15 protein-coding genes are annotated in these 20,596 nt (G+C 48.1%); all 15 read right to left on the bottom strand.

From position 1 onward, the window contains the following. Nucleotides 1-7: 7 nt before the first annotated feature. Complete coding sequence (locus AC4PM4_RS28460) at nt 8-1,288, bottom strand: YycH family regulatory protein (RefSeq protein WP_491615110.1); 1,281 nt, start codon at nt 1,286-1,288, stop codon at nt 8-10. After that, nucleotides 1,272-3,122, bottom strand: a complete 1,851-nt coding sequence (gene walK / locus AC4PM4_RS28455; RefSeq protein ID WP_063567364.1) for a cell wall metabolism sensor histidine kinase WalK — start codon at nt 3,120-3,122, stop codon at nt 1,272-1,274. Before walK ends, AC4PM4_RS28460 begins: the two co-directional genes overlap by 17 nt. After that, nucleotides 3,122-3,844, bottom strand: a complete 723-nt coding sequence (gene yycF / locus AC4PM4_RS28450; RefSeq protein WP_062327757.1) for a response regulator YycF — start codon at nt 3,842-3,844, stop codon at nt 3,122-3,124. The genes walK and yycF overlap by 1 nt, the downstream gene beginning before the upstream one ends. Nucleotides 3,845-4,107: 263 nt before the next feature. Beyond that, a complete protein-coding gene (locus AC4PM4_RS28445) occupies nt 4,108-5,640 on the bottom strand; it encodes a peptidoglycan DD-metalloendopeptidase family protein (protein WP_491615109.1) in 1,533 nt (510 codons plus the stop codon). 606 nt (nt 5,641-6,246) lie between these two features. Beyond that, nucleotides 6,247-7,032 carry a dermokine domain-containing protein gene (locus AC4PM4_RS28440; protein ID WP_072733924.1) on the bottom strand — a complete coding sequence of 262 codons (786 nt, stop codon included), beginning with the start codon at nt 7,030-7,032 and terminating at the stop codon, nt 6,247-6,249. Nucleotides 7,033-7,257: 225 nt separating this feature from the next. Beyond that, on the bottom strand, nt 7,258-8,544 hold the full coding sequence (locus tag AC4PM4_RS28435) for an adenylosuccinate synthase (RefSeq protein ID WP_063567367.1): 1,287 nt from the start codon (nt 8,542-8,544) through the stop codon (nt 7,258-7,260). A 444-nt stretch (nt 8,545-8,988) separates the two neighbouring features. Continuing rightward, nucleotides 8,989-10,350, bottom strand: coding sequence for a replicative DNA helicase (gene dnaB / locus AC4PM4_RS28430; protein WP_024629551.1), 1,362 nt, complete (start codon nt 10,348-10,350; stop codon nt 8,989-8,991). A 1-nt stretch (nt 10,351) separates the two neighbouring features. Beyond that, the gene (rplI, locus tag AC4PM4_RS28425; protein ID WP_024629550.1) at nt 10,352-10,795 is read right to left on the bottom strand and encodes a 50S ribosomal protein L9; all 444 of its coding nucleotides are present in this window, start codon (nt 10,793-10,795) and stop codon (nt 10,352-10,354) included. Next, nucleotides 10,792-12,780, bottom strand: a complete 1,989-nt coding sequence (locus AC4PM4_RS28420) for a DHH family phosphoesterase (protein ID WP_063567368.1) — start codon at nt 12,778-12,780, stop codon at nt 10,792-10,794. The genes rplI and AC4PM4_RS28420 overlap by 4 nt, the downstream gene beginning before the upstream one ends. Nucleotides 12,781-12,791: 11 nt before the next feature. After that, a complete protein-coding gene (locus AC4PM4_RS28415) occupies nt 12,792-13,712 on the bottom strand; it encodes a DUF2232 domain-containing protein (RefSeq protein WP_231952824.1) in 921 nt (306 codons plus the stop codon). Beyond that, nucleotides 13,709-14,011 carry a MazG-like family protein gene (locus AC4PM4_RS28410; protein ID WP_024629547.1) on the bottom strand — a complete coding sequence of 101 codons (303 nt, stop codon included), beginning with the start codon at nt 14,009-14,011 and terminating at the stop codon, nt 13,709-13,711. The genes AC4PM4_RS28415 and AC4PM4_RS28410 overlap by 4 nt, the downstream gene beginning before the upstream one ends. 264 nt (nt 14,012-14,275) lie before the next feature. Further along, nucleotides 14,276-14,701 (bottom strand): CBS domain-containing protein, encoded by a 426-nt coding sequence (locus AC4PM4_RS28405; RefSeq protein WP_063567369.1) that lies wholly within the window; start codon nt 14,699-14,701, stop codon nt 14,276-14,278. Nucleotides 14,702-14,886: 185 nt separating this feature from the next. After that, complete coding sequence (locus AC4PM4_RS28400) at nt 14,887-15,921, bottom strand: LCP family protein (protein ID WP_063567370.1); 1,035 nt, start codon at nt 15,919-15,921, stop codon at nt 14,887-14,889. Nucleotides 15,922-16,220: 299 nt separating this feature from the next. After that, nucleotides 16,221-17,834 carry an MFS transporter gene (locus tag AC4PM4_RS28395; protein ID WP_491615105.1) on the bottom strand — a complete coding sequence of 538 codons (1,614 nt, stop codon included), beginning with the start codon at nt 17,832-17,834 and terminating at the stop codon, nt 16,221-16,223. Nucleotides 17,835-18,068: 234 nt separating this feature from the next. Next, a complete protein-coding gene (locus AC4PM4_RS28390; RefSeq protein WP_491615159.1) occupies nt 18,069-20,489 on the bottom strand; it encodes a S9 family peptidase in 2,421 nt (806 codons plus the stop codon). Between the last annotated feature and the right edge of the window lie 107 nt (nt 20,490-20,596).

Here is a 20,596-nt window from a genome sequence, read left to right as displayed (position 1 = left end):
TAACCCATCAAGAAACGGTGGTTTCCTCCCCGTTCCCAAAGCGGATTACCCATACCGGGATGAGCTTCAGTCCATCCTCAATGCTGGATGGACGGTACGCCGGATACACGTCTACGACCTTACGGTTGGTGCCCGCCACCTTCTGGATGAGCGCCTTCAGCTTGTCCCCACCGGGCAGGGTGACCGATTTCTTCGTCTCCGCGCCTTCGTTCAGATATTCGAGCGAACGTTCATAGCTGGATACCGTCTCCTGCTGCATCTCCATGCTGATCGTGCCGAACCTGAACTGCATCGAGTCCATAATCGGGAAGCTGCTGTAATATTGCTGGAACTGAAGCTTCGTCTTCGTATCGGTTGTATCCAGCATCATGCGGGAACGACCTTTCCAGCCGCCATGCTGATTCACAAAATCAACCGCGGACAGCGCATCCTTCGCTGCGTCAATCTGTCCCGCAGGTGGTGCCGCCGGATCGGTGTAGCTAATCCAGCGCTGCTCTTGCTTCACTTGCAGACTGCGCTTGCTGTCTGTATAGATCTCCGATCCATCTTTTTCCCGAATGTTTCGGGTCATGCTTGGATCAAAGAATAGGCTGCGCTGCATTTGTTCGACAGTGAACTGGCCTGTAGGCACGTCAGCCTCAATCGTTTCCAGTGCTTCAGCCGGGATATAATAACCGCCGTCCATCAGCGTATAAGGTGTCCAGCTGCTGCCGAAGTCGACATGCTGTTGCACGTCCTGTACTGTCAGATCCGCCTGCGTCGCCTCGTAGACCACGTCGCCTTTGGCGCTGAAGAACAGTGCGTGTGCCTTTGTTTCATTTTTGGCCGTATAGATCGAGATCCGGTTAATCGTTTCCCCCTGGAAGAGAGAGTCTGTCCCGAGTCGCATCACGCGCTGTAACAACGCTACAGGGATGCCTTCCTTGAACGACAGCTCAAAGCCAGGATTCTCCTTACGAGTCTGATTCCAGTTGACCGACTGCACACTCCGACGCTGGAAATCATCAAACGTACGTCCCTGCAACCGTGAATAGATCAACTGATAGAACGTATTGCCCGGATAAAACACCGTATGTTTGTCCTCTCCCAGATGAATAACCATCTGATCAGGGAAAATTAAATTTTCAATATTGCGCTCCTGGCCCATATTCTCGGTTTTCACATAGTTCGTCTCTGACGTCACAATCGAATCGCCCCCACCGGGCAAACGATAGATCAAGAAGTAACTTTGTACCAAACTGGCAACGACGAGGGAAGCAAGCACCAGAGATTTAATCCGCTCTTTCAAGGTGCTCACCTCCTTCCTCACGCATGGGCAGTGTGAACGTTACCGTCGTCCCCACGTCCACCTCGGACTCCAGTGAGATATTGCCATCATGGGCCTTCACAATTTCCCGGGCAATGGACAATCCGAGCCCTGTACCGCCCATACTGCGGGAGCGAGCCTTGTCTACCCGATAAAACCGTTCAAAAATGCGGTCCAGATCCCGCTGTGGAATCCCCATCCCCGTATCGGTCACTGATATGGCGAGAGTATGATCATCATTGCGTCTGGCTGCGATTGTAATCGTGCCACCTTCAAGCGTGTATTTCAGCGCATTGGACACAACATTATCAAGCACCTGATCAATTTGGTCGCGATCCAATGGAACCGCTGGAATCCCGTTCTCTACAGAAAGCACAGATTGAATATCCTTCTGATGCATCTGGAACGAAAAACGATCCGACACTTCTTCCAACATCTCCATGATGTCGGTTGGCTGTTTGCGCAGCATCGCTTCCTTGGAATCGAGCCTGGACAGATGCAGCAAATCCGTAACTAATCGAATCATACGCTCCGTCTCATTCTGGATTACCCCAACGAATCGTCCAGCGAGCTGGGGATCTTCGAGAGCTCCATCATCCAGCGCTTCTGCGTAGCTCTTAATGGTAGTCAGCGGTGTACGCAGCTCATGAGAGACATTCGCCACGAATTCACGCCGTGAAGCTTCCAGTTCTTCCTGCTCTGTAACGTCCTGAAGCACAGCAATCGTACCTGTAATGCCTAGCTCGCGACGATGGACCGGTGTAAACGTCATGCGGATGACAACGGGATCTTCCTGTCCCGCAGGCGCAATCTGGAGCAGCGTCGAGCCTGTAAAACCACTGGCTAACGCTTCAGCATCTTCCGGATCAATGCCCAGCAATACGGCAAAGTGCCTTCCTTCAATGTCCGCCGGACGCATGCCCAGAATGCTGCTAGCACGGCGGTTCACCAGAATGACTTTGCCATATTCGTCCGTTGCGACCACGCCATCACTCATATTGGTCAGAATGGACGTCAGCTTCTCCTTCTCCTCTTCGTTCTGGGAGAGCGCATCCCGCAATCTGCTAGTCATATAGTTGAACGCCCGACTGAGCTGCCCAATCTCATCCGTTCCGAATACAGGCGTCTGCTGATCGAAGTTGCCTTCCGCGACCGCCGTCGCCCTTCGGGTAACTTCCTTGATAGGCTGCGTAATCGTATGTGACAGAATGACACCAAGCACTGCGGTTAATACCAAGGCAATCAAAATGCCTGAGATAAAAATCTTGTTAATGCCCTCCATTGTGGCATATAACTCATTCATCGAGGCGGCGATGTAGACCGCGCCGATAATCTTGCCGCCGGACAGCACCGGCTTGGCAACGACCTTTTTGCGAACATTATCCTCGTCCACGATATATTCCTCATTGTCCCGAATGCCTTGAAGCGCACGGCTGACAACGGTCTGGGTGTTTTTGCGTCCAACATAGTCTGAATGGGAACTTAGCGAGGTGGTCAGCACTTTGCCGCTGGCATCCAGCACCTGAATCTCCGCTCCGTTGATGTTGAACAGGTTGTTTACCAACACACGCAGGTTTTCCGTTTTATCCTCGCCAGCCTCGGCTTCTCCACCAGCCATCGTCTCTCCCACAAGCACAGACAGCATCTCAGCCCGTGCCTGCAAATCCTCAGTGAAGTTGCTGGTCAGCGAGTTCTTCATCGCACTCACAAAATAAACGCCGATCAATTGCATCGCAATCAGAATCAGCAGTACATAGATAATAATCAGTTTCGCCTGAATCGTTCGAAAGAACGAAAATCGCGAGAAACGCCCCATTATATCCCCACGCTTTTGGGACTGCGCACGAGATAACCCAGCCCGCGGCGAGTCAGAATCGTTTCCGGTTTGCTCGGGTTCTCCTCAATCTTCTCACGCAGACGACGAATCGTAACATCAACGGTACGTACATCCCCGAAATATTCATATCCCCATACAGCTTGCAGCAGATGTTCACGTGTCATTACCTTGCCGGAATGCTTCGCCATATAATAGAGAAGTTCGTACTCACGGTGAGTCAGATCCAGCGGTTCGCCGCCTTTGTAAGCTGTATACATGTCCATATCAAACGCCAGATCAAATAAACGCATGACCTGTTTCTCTTCGTCTTCCGGCGCTTCAGCCGTAATGGCAGGCTTCTGCCGTCTGCGCATCTGTGCTTTCACCCGGGCGAGCAGCTCGCGCGTACTGAAAGGCTTCGTCACGTAATCATCCGCACCTAGCTCCAAACCGAGCACCTTGTCGATCTCCCCATCCTTTGCAGTCAGCATAATGATCGGCATCTCCAGATGGGCACGCACCTCGCGGCACACATCCATACCATCCTTACCTGGCAGCATCAGGTCCAGCAGCATCAGATCCGGCTTCTCGGATAACGCCAATTCAACCGCACGAATGCCATCAAATGCGCAGATGACCTCGTACCCCTCTTTTTCCAAATTAAACTTCAGAATGTCCGCAATGGGCTGTTCATCGTCCACCACCAAAATCTTCCCCTGCATCGGCTGTCTTCACCCCTATATCCTGCTTAATCCGCCTTAGCGGTCTATCTCTCTTAATCAACTTATATAAATTGTGTTTCCTACGTTTTCATTGAATATAGTTCATATCATATGGCTTGTTGCCTATAGTCTATAGTTTAACATACCTGAAGCACCGTCACATCCCGATCAGGGCCAATGTGCAGCCCAGACTGAAAAATTTTTAAAGCAGCAAAAAACAAGGCCAGCATCAACTGCCAACCTTGCCCTGGATTGCGATATAACTAGTTCAAGTATGTCAACGGATTTTCCACCGTTCCGTTCTTGATAATCTCGAAATGCAGATGCGTTCCGGTCGAACGGCCCGTGTTGCCCATTACGCCGATGCTCTCACCTTTTTCAACGACTTGTCCAACCTTAACACCAATGCTGTTCAAGTGCCCATAAAGTGTTTCGTATCCATTACGATGGTTAATAATAATAACATTGCCATAACCACTCTTCTGTCCTGCAAAAGTAATCACGCCCTCATCAGACGCTTTCACGTCACGGTTACCGACAAGATCGACACCTTTGTGCTGGCGACCCCAGCGTTGTCCAAAGCTGCTGCTCATCGTAGCGTTTGATACCGGCCAAGCAAATTCACCTGTACCTTCACCGACCACTTTGGTTCCACTCAGAACCACTTCAGTAACTGCTGACTTGATGACTTCCTGGCCAAGCCATTCCTCCTGAACGACCTCACCATTTTCCTTCGTTATCCGATATTGCATGCTTTTCAGACCGCTTTGACCTGGACGCACCACTTTGGTTGTGCCTGCTTTGAGCTCAGCACTTTTGCGTACTTCCACCTGCGGTTTAATCTCAATCTGTTCAACCACCTGCTCAACTGATTTAACGGTAACAGCTGGTTTTGGCACCGTCAGTGTAAGCTCGTCCCCAATTTGCAGTGACGTTTCTTTGATGCCCGGATTATGTTTGCGAATCTCACTTTGCGTAATTTCGTATTTGGCAGCAATGGAAGAGATCGTATCTCCTTCACGCACGACATAAGTTACAGGCGCGTCTTTACCAACGGTTAAAGCTTCAACCGCCTCGGATACATCCCATATTTTGTTTGGGTCAGCCTTCACCACATCTGTCGCTACATCTTCCTTGATGCCCACCGACTTCAGCGTAGTACTCGGCCCCTCGGCTTTCTTCGATGAGTTTGCCGATACCGACTTCGTCTTGAGCGAACTGCGCACAGCCGATGCCGATATGTACTTGTTCTGCACTTGTTCCAGAATCGCGTCTGCTGTTGCCTGATCCTTCACAATGCCGATTACTTCACCGTCTACCTTGAGCTCTACACCCTTGGCATAGGCGGTAAGCATGTCGCCGAGCTTGTCCAGCGTCTCATCGCTGTTCACTACGGGTTTGTATGCTTTAATGGTTTCGGTCGTGATGCCATCTGTGTTCAGCACCATTTCCGCTTCTGGATATTTATTTTGGAATTCCTCAGTTTTGTCTGCAAATAATTTCTGTAATTGCGTCTCATCCGTGATGGTGCCAATCTCATTTCCTTTAACCATCACTTTATAATATGGGACGGTGTTTGCAGCAACGTATTGTTTGCCTGCGAATCCGATCGATGCAGCGATAAATAAACCACATGCTGCTGTAATGATCCATTTGCGCGAGGCCAGAACGCGCTTTTTATTACTACTGATGTTGGACATGCTCATGTTGTTTTTGTCTTCGGCCGTCCGGTGTTCCCCGGATTGTTCGTGTTCCCGGTTCTTGCCCGGTTGGCGTATGCCTCTGAAACCTTTCATGATTCTCTCCTTTTCAGCACTTCTCAGTTCGCATTTCTGTCAAGACATCACCCACTGTGTCTGTCCCATGCTTGTCGATATTTGTATTCGGGTGTCCGCAAATCAGGACTTTAGCTGCGCTCGTAAAAGTGTCAAAATTTTAACCTTTTATCACACCCGTATACTTTAACACAGGTTTTACACTCATTTCAACTGTACACGTCACAGCGCAAAGCCGCGCCACGCTTGGTTTCCCTGTATTATCCATAAGATGGCAGATCAATATTCTTCCCCATATCGCCTCTACTTCAGGTATACTATGTACTTTTGATCATTTTTTAAGACTAGGTTCTAAGACCCACCGATATGTGTTTTCTTTTTCATAAAAATACAAACTGAAATCCCTCGTCAGATCATCTCTGGTGAGGGATTTCGTTAAACTCTTGCTATAGAGTGCCTCATATTGGCTGGATTGTATGCTAACCAATTTCTGCTTTTATTTCATTGCCCGAATGGCCTCATAAATTAAATTTCTCTAATTTATCGCTCAGGATTCGATTTTCTGATTCCTTTATGAATATTCAGCAAAGGGTCGCAGATTTACGGAATTCCCTATATGAACTTAGTTTATTCCGCCTGAAGGACTTCCATTAGATTATCGTATTCTTCGCTCGTCAGATACTTGGAGATCACCTGCTCAATATCCCGCAACTCCTGCTCAGTCAGGCCGCCTTCCATGGCGCCTGAGATTTGCTGCATCTCTTTCTGGGGCAGCTTGTTCATCAGCAGACTGAAAATCTTTTCTTTTTCCTCCAACGGCAGCTTGTCCTTCTTGCCTGTGATGTCATCCGGAGATACTACAATCTCATCATTCCCTGAAGAAGGCGTGCCATTGGAATTCGTACCTGATCCGTTGCCCGATGCTGTACTGTTGCCAGGCGTTGTCCCAGAATCACTACCCGCATTTGTGCCAGCATCTGCGTCTGTTCCCGTGCCTGAGCTGCCCCCTGGGCTAGATCCCGTAGCAGAAGAATCCGTTCCTGAGCCTGCTCCTTGACCATCGTCTGTTCCCGTACCCTGTTCAGAGCTGTTGCCTGTATTCGCGCCTGTTTCTCCACTTTCTGTTCCATTGCCCATGACAGATATCGCATCTTCTGGAACGTGTTCCTCCTCCGCTCCTGCCGGCTGATCTGTCGTGCCCGTTCCTGGCTTCTTCTCTTCACCGGACTTACCACCTAATGCACCCTGAAACATGGCCGTTAACCCCATGGGCTGGCCTTCCCACTGAATATTGAAACTCGCCAGCAGCGATTTTACATATGACTGAACGATTAATCCGGTTGTCAGCAGGGTCAGTGAACTGACCAGCATCACGGTAAGCAATATTTTAATGAACCATTGAAGCAACTTCATTCCCGTTCTCTCCCTCCGTTTTCCGACCCCATATCACATTCGATGTTTCAGGATCTATGAGTCTACTGTTAACCAGTATTGACGGAAATCCGGGGATTATATCAGGAAGGCGTGCGAAAAACCCCAGCCATCGCTATTTAAGCGATAACTGGGGCTCTATGATGCCTATATAGGCATATCATTTGGATGAACGTTTACTTCGTATTGCCGAGTTAACCTAGCTGCTTATTCGTAGATAGGAAGAACCTGATTCGTTTGCTCACGGTTACGACCTACAGAGAAGATGGCAATTGGAATGCCTGTCAGTTCGGAAACACGTTTCACGTAATTCTGTGTGTTCACAGGCAGGTCTTCCAGTTTCTTCGCCGCAGTGATATCTTCGCTCCAGCCCGGAAGCTCTTCGTATACCGCTTCACATTCTGCCAGCATTTTCAGGCTTGCTGGATAGTGAGTGATAACCTCGCCGCGGAATTTGTAGCCTGTGCAGATTTTCACCGTTTCCAGACCTGTCATTACATCCAGGGAGTTCAGGGACAGACCCGTGATTCCGCTAACACGACGAGCGTGGCGAACAACAACACTGTCGAACCAGCCGACACGACGCGGACGTCCAGTTACAGTACCGTACTCATGTCCGGTCTCACGAATTTGGTCACCAATTGCATCATGCAGTTCTGTCGGGAAAGGACCATCTCCTACACGTGTTGTGTAGGCTTTAGCCACACCGATAACCTGCTGAATACGGGCTGGGCCAACGCCCGAACCGATACATACGCCGCCTGCTGACGGATTGGATGAAGTAACAAATGGATAAGTTCCTTGATCAAGATCCAACATAACGCCTTGTGCGCCTTCGAACAATACTTTTTTGTCCTCATCGATGTATTCGTTGAGCACAACTGATGTATCACGCACATAAGGACGCAGAATTTCTGCGTATCCCAGGTAATCTTTCAGAATTTCTTCTACATCTACAGGCTCGCCGCCATAGACCTGCTCGATTACACGGTTTTTTTCTTTTACCAAATGACGCAGTTTCAGTTCGAACTCTTCCGCATCAAGCAGATCAACCATACGAATACCGATACGAGCTGATTTGTCCATGTAACATGGGCCAATTCCTTTACCTGTTGTACCGATTTTGTTCGGGCCTTTGCTCTCTTCTTCCAATGCATCCAATACCATGTGATATGGCAGGATGATGTGTGCGCGTTCGCTGATGGACAGGTTTTTGGTCGTAAAGTCATTGTCATGAATATAGTTAATTTCTTCGATGAGTGCCTTCGGGTTGATAACCATACCGTTACCAATTACACATGCTTTGTCTGTGTAGAAGATACCCGATGGAATCATCGTCAATTTATATTTTTTGTTATCGATCAGAATCGTGTGTCCTGCATTGTTACCACCTTGGTAACGAGCAACCACGTCTGCGGATTCCGCCAAATAATCCGTAATCTTGCCTTTACCTTCGTCTCCCCATTGCGTTCCCACTACAACTACCGTTGACATAGTACATACCTCCGTGGGTGCCTTGCGCACCTTTGTATTGGTCTGTCCGTCCTCTATCTCGGCAGGAATTTGAAGTGAAATTACCAGCGGAGAAGCGTGCTAACGGACAGTGAAAATCCCCCTCGGTTTACATCCAAGGGAAGGTTTTCGCTGCTTTAACGCAGCAGTACTAGTGTACCAGTCCCTTTTTTCAAAGTCAAATCAAATGGCGAACAATTAGATATAGTCAAACTATAATGTTCGGAATTGACTCCATATTGCGACGCAAAAAACCGGCGAAGCCAGTCAAATCTTGCTTGACAGCTAACCCCGGTTACTCGCTACGCGTTTAAATCCAACGCTATATGTCGTATTCACAACGTATTTATGAGTTCATATGATCTAATGGTTGATGTCGGGGACAGACGATTTCACTTCCCTATCGAAGCAGTCTGTGCCTGTCCCCTACATGGCAAAGGCATCATTATGTGCCCGCTCGTAGTTAACGAATTTATTAAAGTTTTTCAGGAAGACCAGTTCCACCGTACCCACCGGACCATTACGCTGTTTGGCGATAATAATCTCGATAATGTTTTTCTTCTCGGTTTCCTGGTTATAGTAGTCATCCCGGTACAGGAACGCAACGATGTCGGCATCTTGCTCGATCGAACCCGATTCCCGCAAGTCACTCATCATCGGACGTTTATCCTGACGTTGCTCTACACCCCGGCTCAGCTGAGACAGGGCAATAACCGGAACTTCCAGTTCCCGGCCAATCTGTTTCAGGGTACGTGAGATCTCGGATACCTCTTGTTGACGGTTCTCGCCGGCTTTACCACGTCCACTAATCAGTTGAAGGTAGTCGATCAGAATCATGCCAAGGCCTTTCTCTTTCTTGAGACGACGGCATTTAGCACGAATGTCAGCTACGGTGATCCCTGGTGTATCGTCAATGTAGATATTAGCTTCGTTCAAGGCTGCAATGCCCATCGTCAGCTTTTGCCAATCTTCATCACCTTTAAAGTCACCCATACGCATGACACCCGCATCCAGATTGGCCTCTGCACAGATCATACGCTGTACGAGCTGTGCGGCTGACATCTCCAGACTGAATATCGCAACTGTCTCCTGCGCCCGAATGGCTACATTCTGAGCGATATTCAGGGCGAAGGCGGTCTTACCTACAGATGGACGTGCCGCTACAATAATCAAGTCACTCCGCTGGAATCCGGCGGTCATCTTGTCCAGATCGATGAACCCGGACGGAATGCCCGTTGTGGTGCCCTTGTTCTGATGCAACGTCTCCACACGGTCGAATACTTCCATCAGAACATCCTGAATGGCTATAAAACCGCTACTGGAACGTCGGTTGGAAATCTCCAGAATGCGCCGCTCTGCTTCTCCAAGCATAGCCGCGACATCCTCACCGCCCGTGTATCCTTCACTCACAATTTGCGTAGCTGTACGAATCAGGCGACGCAGCATGGATTTCTCTTCGATAATCTGAGCGTAATAATCCACGTTCGCGGCAGTCGGAACACCATGAGCCAGCTTCGCCAGATAACTGACGCCGCCGATGTCCTCAAGCTCGCCTTTATCCTTCAGTAGCGAAGTCAGTGTCACGAGGTCAATCGGTTGATTTCCCTCGCCAAGCTGGATCATCGCTTCAAAAATTAATTGATGGGGTTTATCATAGAAATCCTCGGTTTGCACCCGTTCCATCGCTGTAATCAGGGCTTCGCCCTGCAACAGGATTGCACCCAGCACGGCCTGTTCGGCTTCCAGGTTCTGTGGGGGAATCCGGTCGAATAACATTTCGCCGCCCATCTTACTCCTCCGTTACCTGTACCTTCAAGGTAGCCTTCACTTCAGGGTGAACCTTGACGGTGACTTGCGTTACGCCGAGTGTGCGGATAGGCTCGTCCAGTTCAATTTTGCGTTTGTCGACTTTCAGACCTTTCGCTGCCAGAGCTTCTGCGATTTGTTTGCTCGTGATTGCACCGAACAGACGGCCGCCTTCGCCGGATTTTGCTTTCAGTTCAGTCACTTCAGCTTCAAGCTTTTTAGCCAGAGCTTCCGCTTCTGCTTTCTCTTCCTGCTTACGTCTGTCTTCCGCTGCCTTCTGGTTGTCCAGTGTTTTCATGTTTCCGTCTGTTGCTGGACGTGCGATTCCCCGTGGCAGAAGAAAGTTCTGTGCGTATCCCTCGGACACTTCCTTCACTTGTCCTTTTTTGCCTTGACCCTTCATATCTTTTATAAAAATGACTTTCATTCGAACAAACCCTCTTCCTTTTCGATTTCAGCCAGTACGTTCGTCAGCCGTTTTTCCGCCTCTCCAAGCGTTCCTTCAAGCTGCACGGCAGCATTCGTTAAATGTCCGCCACCGCCCAGTCGTTCCATGACCACCTGAACATTCATGCGCCCCAGCGATCTCGCGCTGATGCCAATCAGTCCATCCGGGCGTTCACTAATGACAAATGAAGCGACCACGTCGGTCATATTAAGCAATGTGTCCGCCACTTGGGCGATCATCATCTGTGGAATCTTGTTGCCAGGGTCCGTGACCGCCAGCGCAATGTTCCCGTATACCATTTTAGCATGCTTTATGATTTCTGCCTTAGCAATATATTCTGACAGATCTTCTTTCATAAGCCGCTGGATCATAATGGTGTCTGCACCACTGCGACGCAGGAAGCCTGCCGCTTCAAACGTTCTCGATCCCGTATGGAGTGCAAAATGCTTCGTATCCACCGTAATCCCGGCTAATAACGCCGTCGCTTCCAGTGGAGTGAATTGTACCTTGTCATGAATATATTGGAGAAGCTCAGTCACCAATTCTGCTGCCGAAGAAGCATATGGTTCCAGATAGATCAGAACTGCATCGTTAATGAATTCTTCACCCCGACGGTGGTGATCCACAACCACGACACGCGTAGCGGATTGAACCAGCTTCGGCTCCATTGTCATGGATGCCTTATGTGTATCGACAACAACAAGCAGCGTATGCTCCGTCATCATCTGGGTTGCCTGTTCCGGCGACACAAAGGCTTTGGACAGCTTCTCATCCTTATTCACCTGTTCCATCATGCGTTCAATGGAAGGGTTGGGTCCATCCAGTACAATTCGTGCCTCCACATTGTACAGACTCGCCGCTTTCCATACCCCAATAGACGCGCCAATCGCATCCATATCAGGCATTTTGTGACCCATGATAATCACTCGGTCACTCTCCTGCATCAGATCACGCAATGCATGTGCGATAACCCGAGCTCTTACCCGAGTACGTTTCTCCACCGCGTTGGACTTTCCACCGTAAAAGGACAACCGCTGTCCAGATTTTACGGCAGCCTGATCACCACCACGGCCAAGTGCCATATCCAAACTGGACTGAGCCAATTCTCCCATCTCACTGATGGTATCCGAGCCAAATGCCAGTCCAACACTTAGTGTCATCGGCACCTTAAGATCAGCCGTCATCTCCCGGACTTCATCCAGGATGACAAATCGGCTCTGCTCCAGTTCCTGCAAAGACTTATAATTCAACATCATGAGATAACGATCAGAAGAGAGGCGGCGCAGGTATACCTCATACCGTTTCGCCCAAGACGTAATCTCGCTTGTTACACGGGCAATCAGCGCAGTCCGCTGCTGGTCGTCCATGCCCTGGGCTGCTTCGTCCAGGTTGTCGAGAACCAGAATGCCCAGTGCCATGCGTTCATTCTCATATTTATCACGAAGAATGGCTAGCTCCGTAATCTCGTAAACATATACATACCGCTCTTGCGGATTATGAATAACTCCATAATATCGATCATCCAATTGGAATTCGTCGTGAAGCTCCTTAGACGGCTCCTTGGTCCCATCCTTTTTTTCCTTCGGTTGAGGAAGTTTGGGAAACAAATTTTGCAGCGGATTACCTACCATCGTCTTCTCTTGGAACATGTCCGCGACGAAGCGATTATGCCACTCTACGGTACGATCTTCGCTGTACAGCACAATACCGAATGGGAGCATGCTGACCGCTTCCCCCTCCATTCGTTTGATCCGAATGGAAAGGCCATTAATGTAGTCGTTAAGCTCACGACGGAACGCGAGCTCCGCCTTAATCATGACGATTCCCAGCGCCGAAGCCAGTATCAGACTAATCAAACCAAGCGTCCAGTTGTAGATGGTCACGAACATAACAAGCAGAAGCAGCAGTATGAACGCCCATACGGTATAGTAGCCGTGCCAGCGTTTCTTCAGAAATTTAGGCATGACTCATCACCCTATCGTTTTGGTTTCGATATTGCCTCGCGAAGCGGGAACGCCAGATCGATAATCCCGATAATCCGCAGCGGTCCAATGAAGAAGACTGCTGCCGCCAGCAAATACGGTACAACCGGATTCCATTTCTTTGCATGTGAGAGAAAGAAGAAGAATCCGATGGCTTGAATCATGAAGCCCAAATTGATTAGAGGCGACAAGTTCATGGCGATCATGGTCCAGTACGTTCCGTCACTCTGCCTGGATATCACTTCGAACAACAATGCCAGGAAGTAATACCAGATCAGGGCACGCGGCATACGCCATTCACGCGCAGGTGGAAATTTCGGTACAACCACGCCCATTACGTTTAGAATCGGACGTGCAATGAGATGTGTGATTAGAGCCATGACCAGAGACGTGACCACCAAGGCGAATGGAATCATAAGCTGCGTCTGTCTTGCGACATCCTGAGTCATTTCAGGTGTCCATACAAACCCATTTACCATCTGACTGGATGTATTCGTCAGGGGTTCAATCGTCAATCTGACCACATCATCAATATAACTCGACAAATCAAATTGGAAGATTACACTTCCAATCAACAGGAGCAACAGATACTCGGCCAGCATGGCTCCACTTCCTGCCATTAGGGCGAACAGGGCCGATTTCTTTTTCTTGTAAGCATTGCCCATAACAATGGCGGGCAGGGTGAACAAAAGCAGTAATAACAAATAAATCGGACTAAATATGACCAAAATGATCGCCACTGGGACGAGATGCCATATAAATGATTTTACCGGTAATGAAGCAAACAAAATAACTCCAGGTATCATCATGAAAAATATGGCCAAAACCGATAAAGGAGTTAACAGCGAAAGTAGCAAGAGCAGATAAACTACGCTCCAGACAGCTGATTTAAAGCTAAATTTCAACAAATTCACCTCTTACGCATGTGATCTTCTAGCGCGGAAATATCTTGGTACCAATCTTCCAACTGGTGACCTTCCTGTTTATGCTTTTTCAATTTCTCAACAAGCAGTGCATCCAGATCCTTGAAAGGAATACCGAGCCTGCGGCCCAATATGTAACTACTCATCATCAAACTGGCGAGACTGTCCCCGATTCGGGTTGTACTGCCTTCCCATAACGCTTTGAATAATCGGGATACCTGATCAAGCACTTCGGTTTTAAGCCATTCAATCACTTTAGCGCGTTTGGCTACATCCAGTTCTTTAGGCATATTGGCGAAAGTCACTCTCCCCCGAAAAAGCTTTATTCTCCATTATAGCATAAAAAGGGGGGCCGCAAAATTACCCCAAAAAGCGGAGAAGTCCTCCGAAACTTATCTCAGGTACTTTGCGGGGACCCCGTACAACGAATTCGTATTTTATCTTGTCGAAAATTCATTTAAGTTCGCTCTTGTTCAGCTCTTCTTAAGTTTAACATGATACCGGACGGCTGTGATTATCCACGCAGTTGCAACAATATCGAAATTGGTTGCGACTTACTTCACTTTCATGGATTCCTTGGCTACAATACCCTCGCAATACTCAATAATCTGACTCCGTCTTACGATCCCAATGAAGCGCTCCATATCATCGACAACCGGCACAAAGTTCTGCACTTTCGCGAGATTAATCAAATCCTCCATGTTGGCTTCGATGGATACCGGTTTGATATCCAGCCGAAGTGGAACGTCCTTAAGCAGGAATTTTGAAGCGTTTTCAAATGTAATCTTTCCCTCGGCGTTCTTCATATACCACAGCAGATCACCTTCGGTAACCGTGCCGATATACTTGCCTTCCTTATTCAAAATGGGCACCGCCGTGAACCGATGATATTCCATCCGTTCCAACGTTTGCCGCAGAGTAGAATCCGACGTTACGCACGTAACTTCTTGTTTGGGCAGCAAAAAAAATGCGATGTTCATACCCTTACGTATCCTCCTTGTGAAATTTCATCAGTCAGCTTATTACATTCAACTTACATAGTACGCATTAGAACGCAAGATGTTCCAAAAGGACATGATTCCTTCTACAAAGTAAAAAAAACAGCAGCCCGCCAATAAACGCACTGCTGATCGTTGTCTAAAACATAACGTCTGTATGGAATTGGTTACTCGATCTTCTGCCGGTCAGGAATCATCACTTCACCGGCTGGGGTCGACTCATCCATCCAGTTGTTAATCAGCTCTTTGGCATATTGGACGTCTTTCTCATCTGCCTTGCCATAATAAATTCCGTTTTTCCGCATTCCTTCGCCCAAAATAGTGAAGCTTGAGATTTGCGGTTTTTCCTGAGTCAGTACCTGTTTGGCCAGATCAATAATGAAGGAAGGCTGCATATCCGTCTGGAAGCTGTCTCCCATAATCTGAATCAATTCTGGAATTTTGCTGATGGCGTTCAGATTAAGCATCTCATTCGCCATGGCATTCAGGAAAATCTGCTGCCGCTTGGTGCGATTAAAATCGCTATCCTCACGGTATCTTACATAGTAAAGTGCTTCCTGCCCGTCATAGATCGGCTTACCGCCTTCTATTGTGAACTGCACATGTTCAGGGTTCTTGTTCACTATGTCCTCATCAATCGGCAGCTTCACGCCACCAAGCGCATCAACGACTTTTTTGATCCCGTCAAAGTTAATTGTTGCATAATAACCTACATCCGCATCGAGAAATTTCTCCACCGTATTGATAGACATATTCTCCCCACCGAAGGCGTAGGCATGCGCGAGCTTGTCATAATCATCCTCACCATCCTTGTTAGCATCACGTCCAACAATCTGCACATAGGTGTCACGAGGAATGGATACCAGGAGTACGCGGGATTCTTTCGGACGAACAACGGCATAGATAACCGTGTCTGAGCGCCCACGTGTTTTCTCATAGGCACGTTTGTCTGAGCCTAGCAGCAATACCGAGAACGGTTCTTTGCGATATACTGTTGGGTCAGGCGTATTGTTGCCCTCCTGAGGGACATAGGAACGAGACAATTGGTCTTCAACTGAACCAGCGAGAAACAGATCGAAGGCCGCTACAGCAAGCTGCTGACGAAACAAATAGCCCCCGATTAACAAAACAACGAGCGATACGAGCGTTATATATAGACCTTTTCTTCTTTTCTTCTTCTTATCTTTAGTTCTGCTTGTCATCCATCGATTCCTTCTTCACTGTCAAAATGAAATTCGATACTACTACTATATAAGTTGAATTTAACTTATCCTGACCCCGCAACGGTACAGTGTTAATGATCCGTTCAACTTATATAATTACCATTAAACGTGCGCAATGGCTTGTGACACGGTGTTCTCTGAAGTTTTCTCTATCTCAAAAGAAAACGCCGCTCACGCTCGTTCTATTGTAATCATTGCTGGATGATGAAAAGTTACAATACGGTTAAATTGAAAAGAACAGTGCTCCTTTTTTACTGGCAAAAGGTGCACTGTTCTCTTCATGTGGAATGTCCATCCATTCCATTTGTTGATGCTGTCTCCACCCGATTCCTCTTCTCTTTATGACGCTGTCGCCCTGTAATAAACGCAGCGACCAGCGTGAGTACACTGAAAATAACCGCAGACCAGAACAGTCCACTATAACCCTCGCCGATTGTCTGATGAAGAGCCTGTAGCAACACATCTCGAATGCCCGGATCAGGAATTTGGGATAGTCCTTCGGTTAAGCTGGAAATATCGCTTCCTGAAGCTGCACCGCCGACAGACGCATATTGTTGAAGCGCTTCGGGCGGAACCTGGATGCCCTGATCCGTGAGACCCTGCTGAATATTGGAGCCCAGGTTGGAGAAGGCACGAGCCAGGAAACCGGCAAAAATGGTTGGCGCGATCGCCATAGCCATCTGACGGAACAAGGAACTGGTCGCTACCGCAATGCCCTTGTTGTTCTCACCCGCTTGCTCAGTAACGAGCACGTTCACTGGAGCTCCCAGCATCATACCGAAGCCAATCCCCACAAGTACACTCGCAATCACGAATTGCCAGATATGCTCTACCCACAGCGGGAAGAGCAGGAAGCCGATAGCCGACAGCAATCCGGCTACAGATAACGTCCAGATTGGCCCTTTGCGGTCAACCAGATAACCGCCACCACCTGCACCAATGCCTGAAGCCAGAGCAAGCGGTGTAAACCAGTAGCCGGAGGCTGTGTTGGATACCCCGAGGTATTGCTCAACAAAACCTGGAATGAAGATCACGGATGCCAGAATGGCTCCTGAGAAAAAGGCAATCAGCAGCGTCCAACGAAAGGACGCAATGCCCAGAAGCTGTGTAGATACAACAGGTTCACGTTGTGATCCTTCCAGCCTTTTTTCAAGAAAGTAGAAGAGAACCAGAATGACCACACCTGCCAGGAAGAAGCCATAGAACATCGGTGAGCCAAGACTTTGCAGCATATTTACGCCATCCAGATTGCTAAAGCTGTACATCAGACTGAGCACACCCAGCGTCATGACCGCGATACCACTCCAGTCCACCGCCTTACGACTCAGTTCCTGTTCTTCATGAATATAACGGATGCCTGCAATAAACAACAAAATGGCGATCGGTACATTGATCAAGAACAACCAATGCCAATTCCCCGTAATGTCCAGGATAAAAGCACCGATATTCGGCCCTAGAATCGCCGCAACCCCGTTCATACCTCCCAGAAGACCCAAGGCTGTGCCCTGACGCTCCGCTGGGAACTTGCTTAATACATAAGAGCTCGCAATGATAAAGATCCCGCCACCACCCAACGCCTGGACGACACGAGCAATCAGGAAAAACGTAAACGATGTGCTTAGTGCAACGAGTAAAGACCCAATTCCGAACAAAGCCACTTCAATAAGAAACAGCTTCTTGCGTCCATAACGGTCGGAGAGCTTACCCGCAATCGGCACACTCACCGCAAGTCCGAGCGTATAAAGCGTGATTGTCCATGCTCCCCACGTCGGCGACACGCCAAATGACGCATTTAAAGTCGTCAGGGACGACGTAATAATCCCGTTATCCAGCGCAGCCATAAACACCCCGATAGCAAATAGGATAAGCGGCCATTTCATTTGTTTTTGCATTACATGTTTCCTCCCCGATCAGATTGCAATCCAGTAGCTTAAGGCTGTAATGATACATATATATTAAACCGAACCGAACAATAATGACTCACTGGTCATTTTAAATCAGAATGATTACATATGTCAATTTGTTAATATGCTTGGATACCTAATTCAATTCCCTGCTCCACCAAATAAAACCGTCCCTCAGGTTCGATGGAACCCGTGGGACGGTTTTATTGTTGAACTTAACTACTATTGCTGCATCAAGTGGCGATTCAGGAATTTCTCAATTGCACGATACAAATCCAATTGATTTTCAACATTGCCGAAGCCATGTCCCTCATTGGCTTTTAACATATATGGCACATCTACTCCACGTTTGCGCAGAGCCTCCACGATCTGATCAGACTCAGCCTGTTTCACACGCGGATCATTTGCGCCCTGGACCACGAACAATGGGGCTTTCATCTGGTCGATATGGAACAGTGGTGAGACAGCTGTCAGCAGCTCCTTGTCTTTCTCCGGATCACCCATACGTTCATAGAACATGTTGCGCTCCGACTCCCAGTAAGGTGGCAGTGAATCCAGCAGCGTGAACAGATTGGATGGTCCAACATAGCTAATTCCTGCTGCATAGACTTCTGGTGTGAATGCCAGTCCTGCCAGAGCTGCATATCCACCATAAGATCCACCGTAGATAGCTACACGCTTCGCATCAACCGTTCCCTCTTCAACCAGCCAATTTACGCCGTCTGTGAGATCGTCCTGCATCGCTTTACCCCACTCTTTGTTGCCCGCATCCAGGAATTCCTTACCGTATCCAGTAGAGCCACGGAAATTCACCTGTAGTACGGCATAACCACGGCTTGCGAGAAATTGAATTTCGGGATTGAAGCCCCATGAGTCTCGGGCCCATGGTCCACCATGCGGAACAACAACCAGTGGCAATTTGGAAGCCTCGGCTCCTTGTGGGAGCGTCAGATAACCATGAAGGGTTAAACCATCACGTGACTTGTACGTAATGGGTTTTACATCCGACATTTTACTCTCATCAATCCAAGGTGCGGCGTCAGCTAATTTATCCAGCTTACCTGTCTTGGAATCGTAGAAGTAATACGTACCCATGGATTTGTCGCTATACGCAACGAACAGAACCTGACCTTCTTCACTTATGTTTGAAATGCTTACTTCTTTACCCGGAACTTTCGCCTGGATATCCTGCATCAACTTTTTGAAATCATTGTCGAAGTATTCATAGTTAACCTTGTCCGTCTCATAGACAGCTGCAAGGATTGTGCCTTTTTCTTTAGAAGGAACGAAACTGGATACATCCACATCCTTGTTTTCATAGACGGTTTTCGTTACTTTTTTGCTGCTTGGGCTGTATTCGACAATCGCTGTTTTATCCCGCTCTAAATTGGATACAGCATAGATGTTTTTGTTATCATACGTGAACATCACCGGCGCAAAAGTTTCTCCGAGCTTGGTGGTCATCAAATTCTCAAATGGTTTATCTTCTGATTCACGATACATTAACGAAGAGACATTACCATCACTCGATATGGCCACACGAATTTTACCCTCATGGTCCGTAAGCCATCCAGTAATATTGCCCGGGTTCTCTGCAGCAAGTACAGCCTCACCTGTCTTGATGTTAATCCGGTACACGTCAAAGATCCGTGGATCACGTTTGTTCATACCTACTAGAATTTCATCCGGAATATTCTCCAGGGAGTCTACCAGGATCGCTCTTGTATTCGGGTATGGCGTCAGATCCTTGCTGTTCTTACCATCAATATCCGTTACATAAATATGATAGTTCTCATCCCCTGCTTCATCCTTTACATACAACAGCTTATCCTTTGTCGCCCATACAAATCCCGCTATACTGCGTTCAGTCTCACTCGTGATACGTACCGACTTGTCCTGACCATTCTGTTTCACCACGATATTCATTCGGTTGTTCCAAGGCTCCATGTAAGCCAGATGTTTACCATCCGGAGACATCTGGAATCCTGCTTGAGCCGGCTGTTTGAAGAAGTCTTCCAGAGGTGTTAGACCTTCTGACTGCACATCAAGTCCAAGAGCGAGGTACAGCGCATCAGCAAACTCACCATGGGTCACTGAATTTTTGGCGTTAAACGCACTGCCTTCAATAATAAAATGCTGCTTCAGACGAATCGCATCCTCCGTATGTACCTTCGGAATTTGCGCCATATCACTGTATACAACCTGAATGCCATTATCCTTTAGTTCAAATGCCCGAGTAAACAACGATGCCATCTGTGCTCTTGTGAGAGGTGCATCTGGTGCATATCCTTTGGCTTGCCCTTGAATAAGACCACTTTGCTTCAGTGCGTAAATGGCAGGAGCAGCTTCATCCTTAGCCAATACATCTGCAAAACCTGTAAGAGACGCTGGAGCATCCAGTTTAAGTACACGCTGCAGGATGATTGCGGCCTGAGCACGAGTAATTGGCGTTTGTGACTCTTTCATTCCATCTCTTGTGCCATCTATGTATCCCAGTTGCTGTAGTGTCTGTGTTGCCTTCGAAGCAATGGATTCAGCGACTGTCGCCGTAGGCTTCACCGCTTCTGCTGCCTGGACCGCTGGTTGAATCAGAGCGATTGACATCGCCATGGTAAGCGTGAGAGCATATACTTTTTTACTCACTACGTTCAAGTTATTTCCCCCTTTAAAGTGAATTACACGATAATTTGGAATTATACGTAAATCATTTTACCATGATCCACCATAGGTTAACAGCGTAGAACACCCCT

It is taken from the genome of Paenibacillus sp. MDV22-iso6, from assembly GCF_058408365.1.
The sequence above is the reverse complement of the archived record's forward strand: the minus strand, read 5'-3'. Positions and strand labels throughout refer to the sequence as shown.

Excerpts from the sequence above, each read along its gene's own strand:
- walK (WP_063567364.1), bottom strand. The coding sequence starts at position 3,122 with ATGGGGCGTTTCTCGCGATTTTCGTTCTTTCGAACGATTCAGGCGAAA.
- yycF (WP_062327757.1), bottom strand. The coding sequence starts at position 3,844 with ATGCAGGGGAAGATTTTGGTGGTGGACGATGAACAGCCCATTGCGGAC.
- AC4PM4_RS28445 (WP_491615109.1), bottom strand. The coding sequence starts at position 5,640 with ATGAAAGGTTTCAGAGGCATACGCCAACCGGGCAAGAACCGGGAACAC.
- AC4PM4_RS28440 (WP_072733924.1), bottom strand. The coding sequence starts at position 7,032 with ATGAAGTTGCTTCAATGGTTCATTAAAATATTGCTTACCGTGATGCTG.
- AC4PM4_RS28435 (WP_063567367.1), bottom strand. The coding sequence starts at position 8,544 with ATGTCAACGGTAGTTGTAGTGGGAACGCAATGGGGAGACGAAGGTAAA.
- dnaB (WP_024629551.1), bottom strand. The coding sequence starts at position 10,350 with ATGGGCGGCGAAATGTTATTCGACCGGATTCCCCCACAGAACCTGGAA.
- rplI (WP_024629550.1), bottom strand. The coding sequence starts at position 10,795 with ATGAAAGTCATTTTTATAAAAGATATGAAGGGTCAAGGCAAAAAAGGA.
- AC4PM4_RS28420 (WP_063567368.1), bottom strand. The coding sequence starts at position 12,780 with ATGCCTAAATTTCTGAAGAAACGCTGGCACGGCTACTATACCGTATGG.
- AC4PM4_RS28410 (WP_024629547.1), bottom strand. The coding sequence starts at position 14,011 with ATGCCTAAAGAACTGGATGTAGCCAAACGCGCTAAAGTGATTGAATGG.
- AC4PM4_RS28405 (WP_063567369.1), bottom strand. The coding sequence starts at position 14,701 with ATGAACATCGCATTTTTTTTGCTGCCCAAACAAGAAGTTACGTGCGTA.
- AC4PM4_RS28400 (WP_063567370.1), bottom strand. The coding sequence starts at position 15,921 with ATGACAAGCAGAACTAAAGATAAGAAGAAGAAAAGAAGAAAAGGTCTA.
- AC4PM4_RS28395 (WP_491615105.1), bottom strand. The coding sequence starts at position 17,834 with ATGCAAAAACAAATGAAATGGCCGCTTATCCTATTTGCTATCGGGGTG.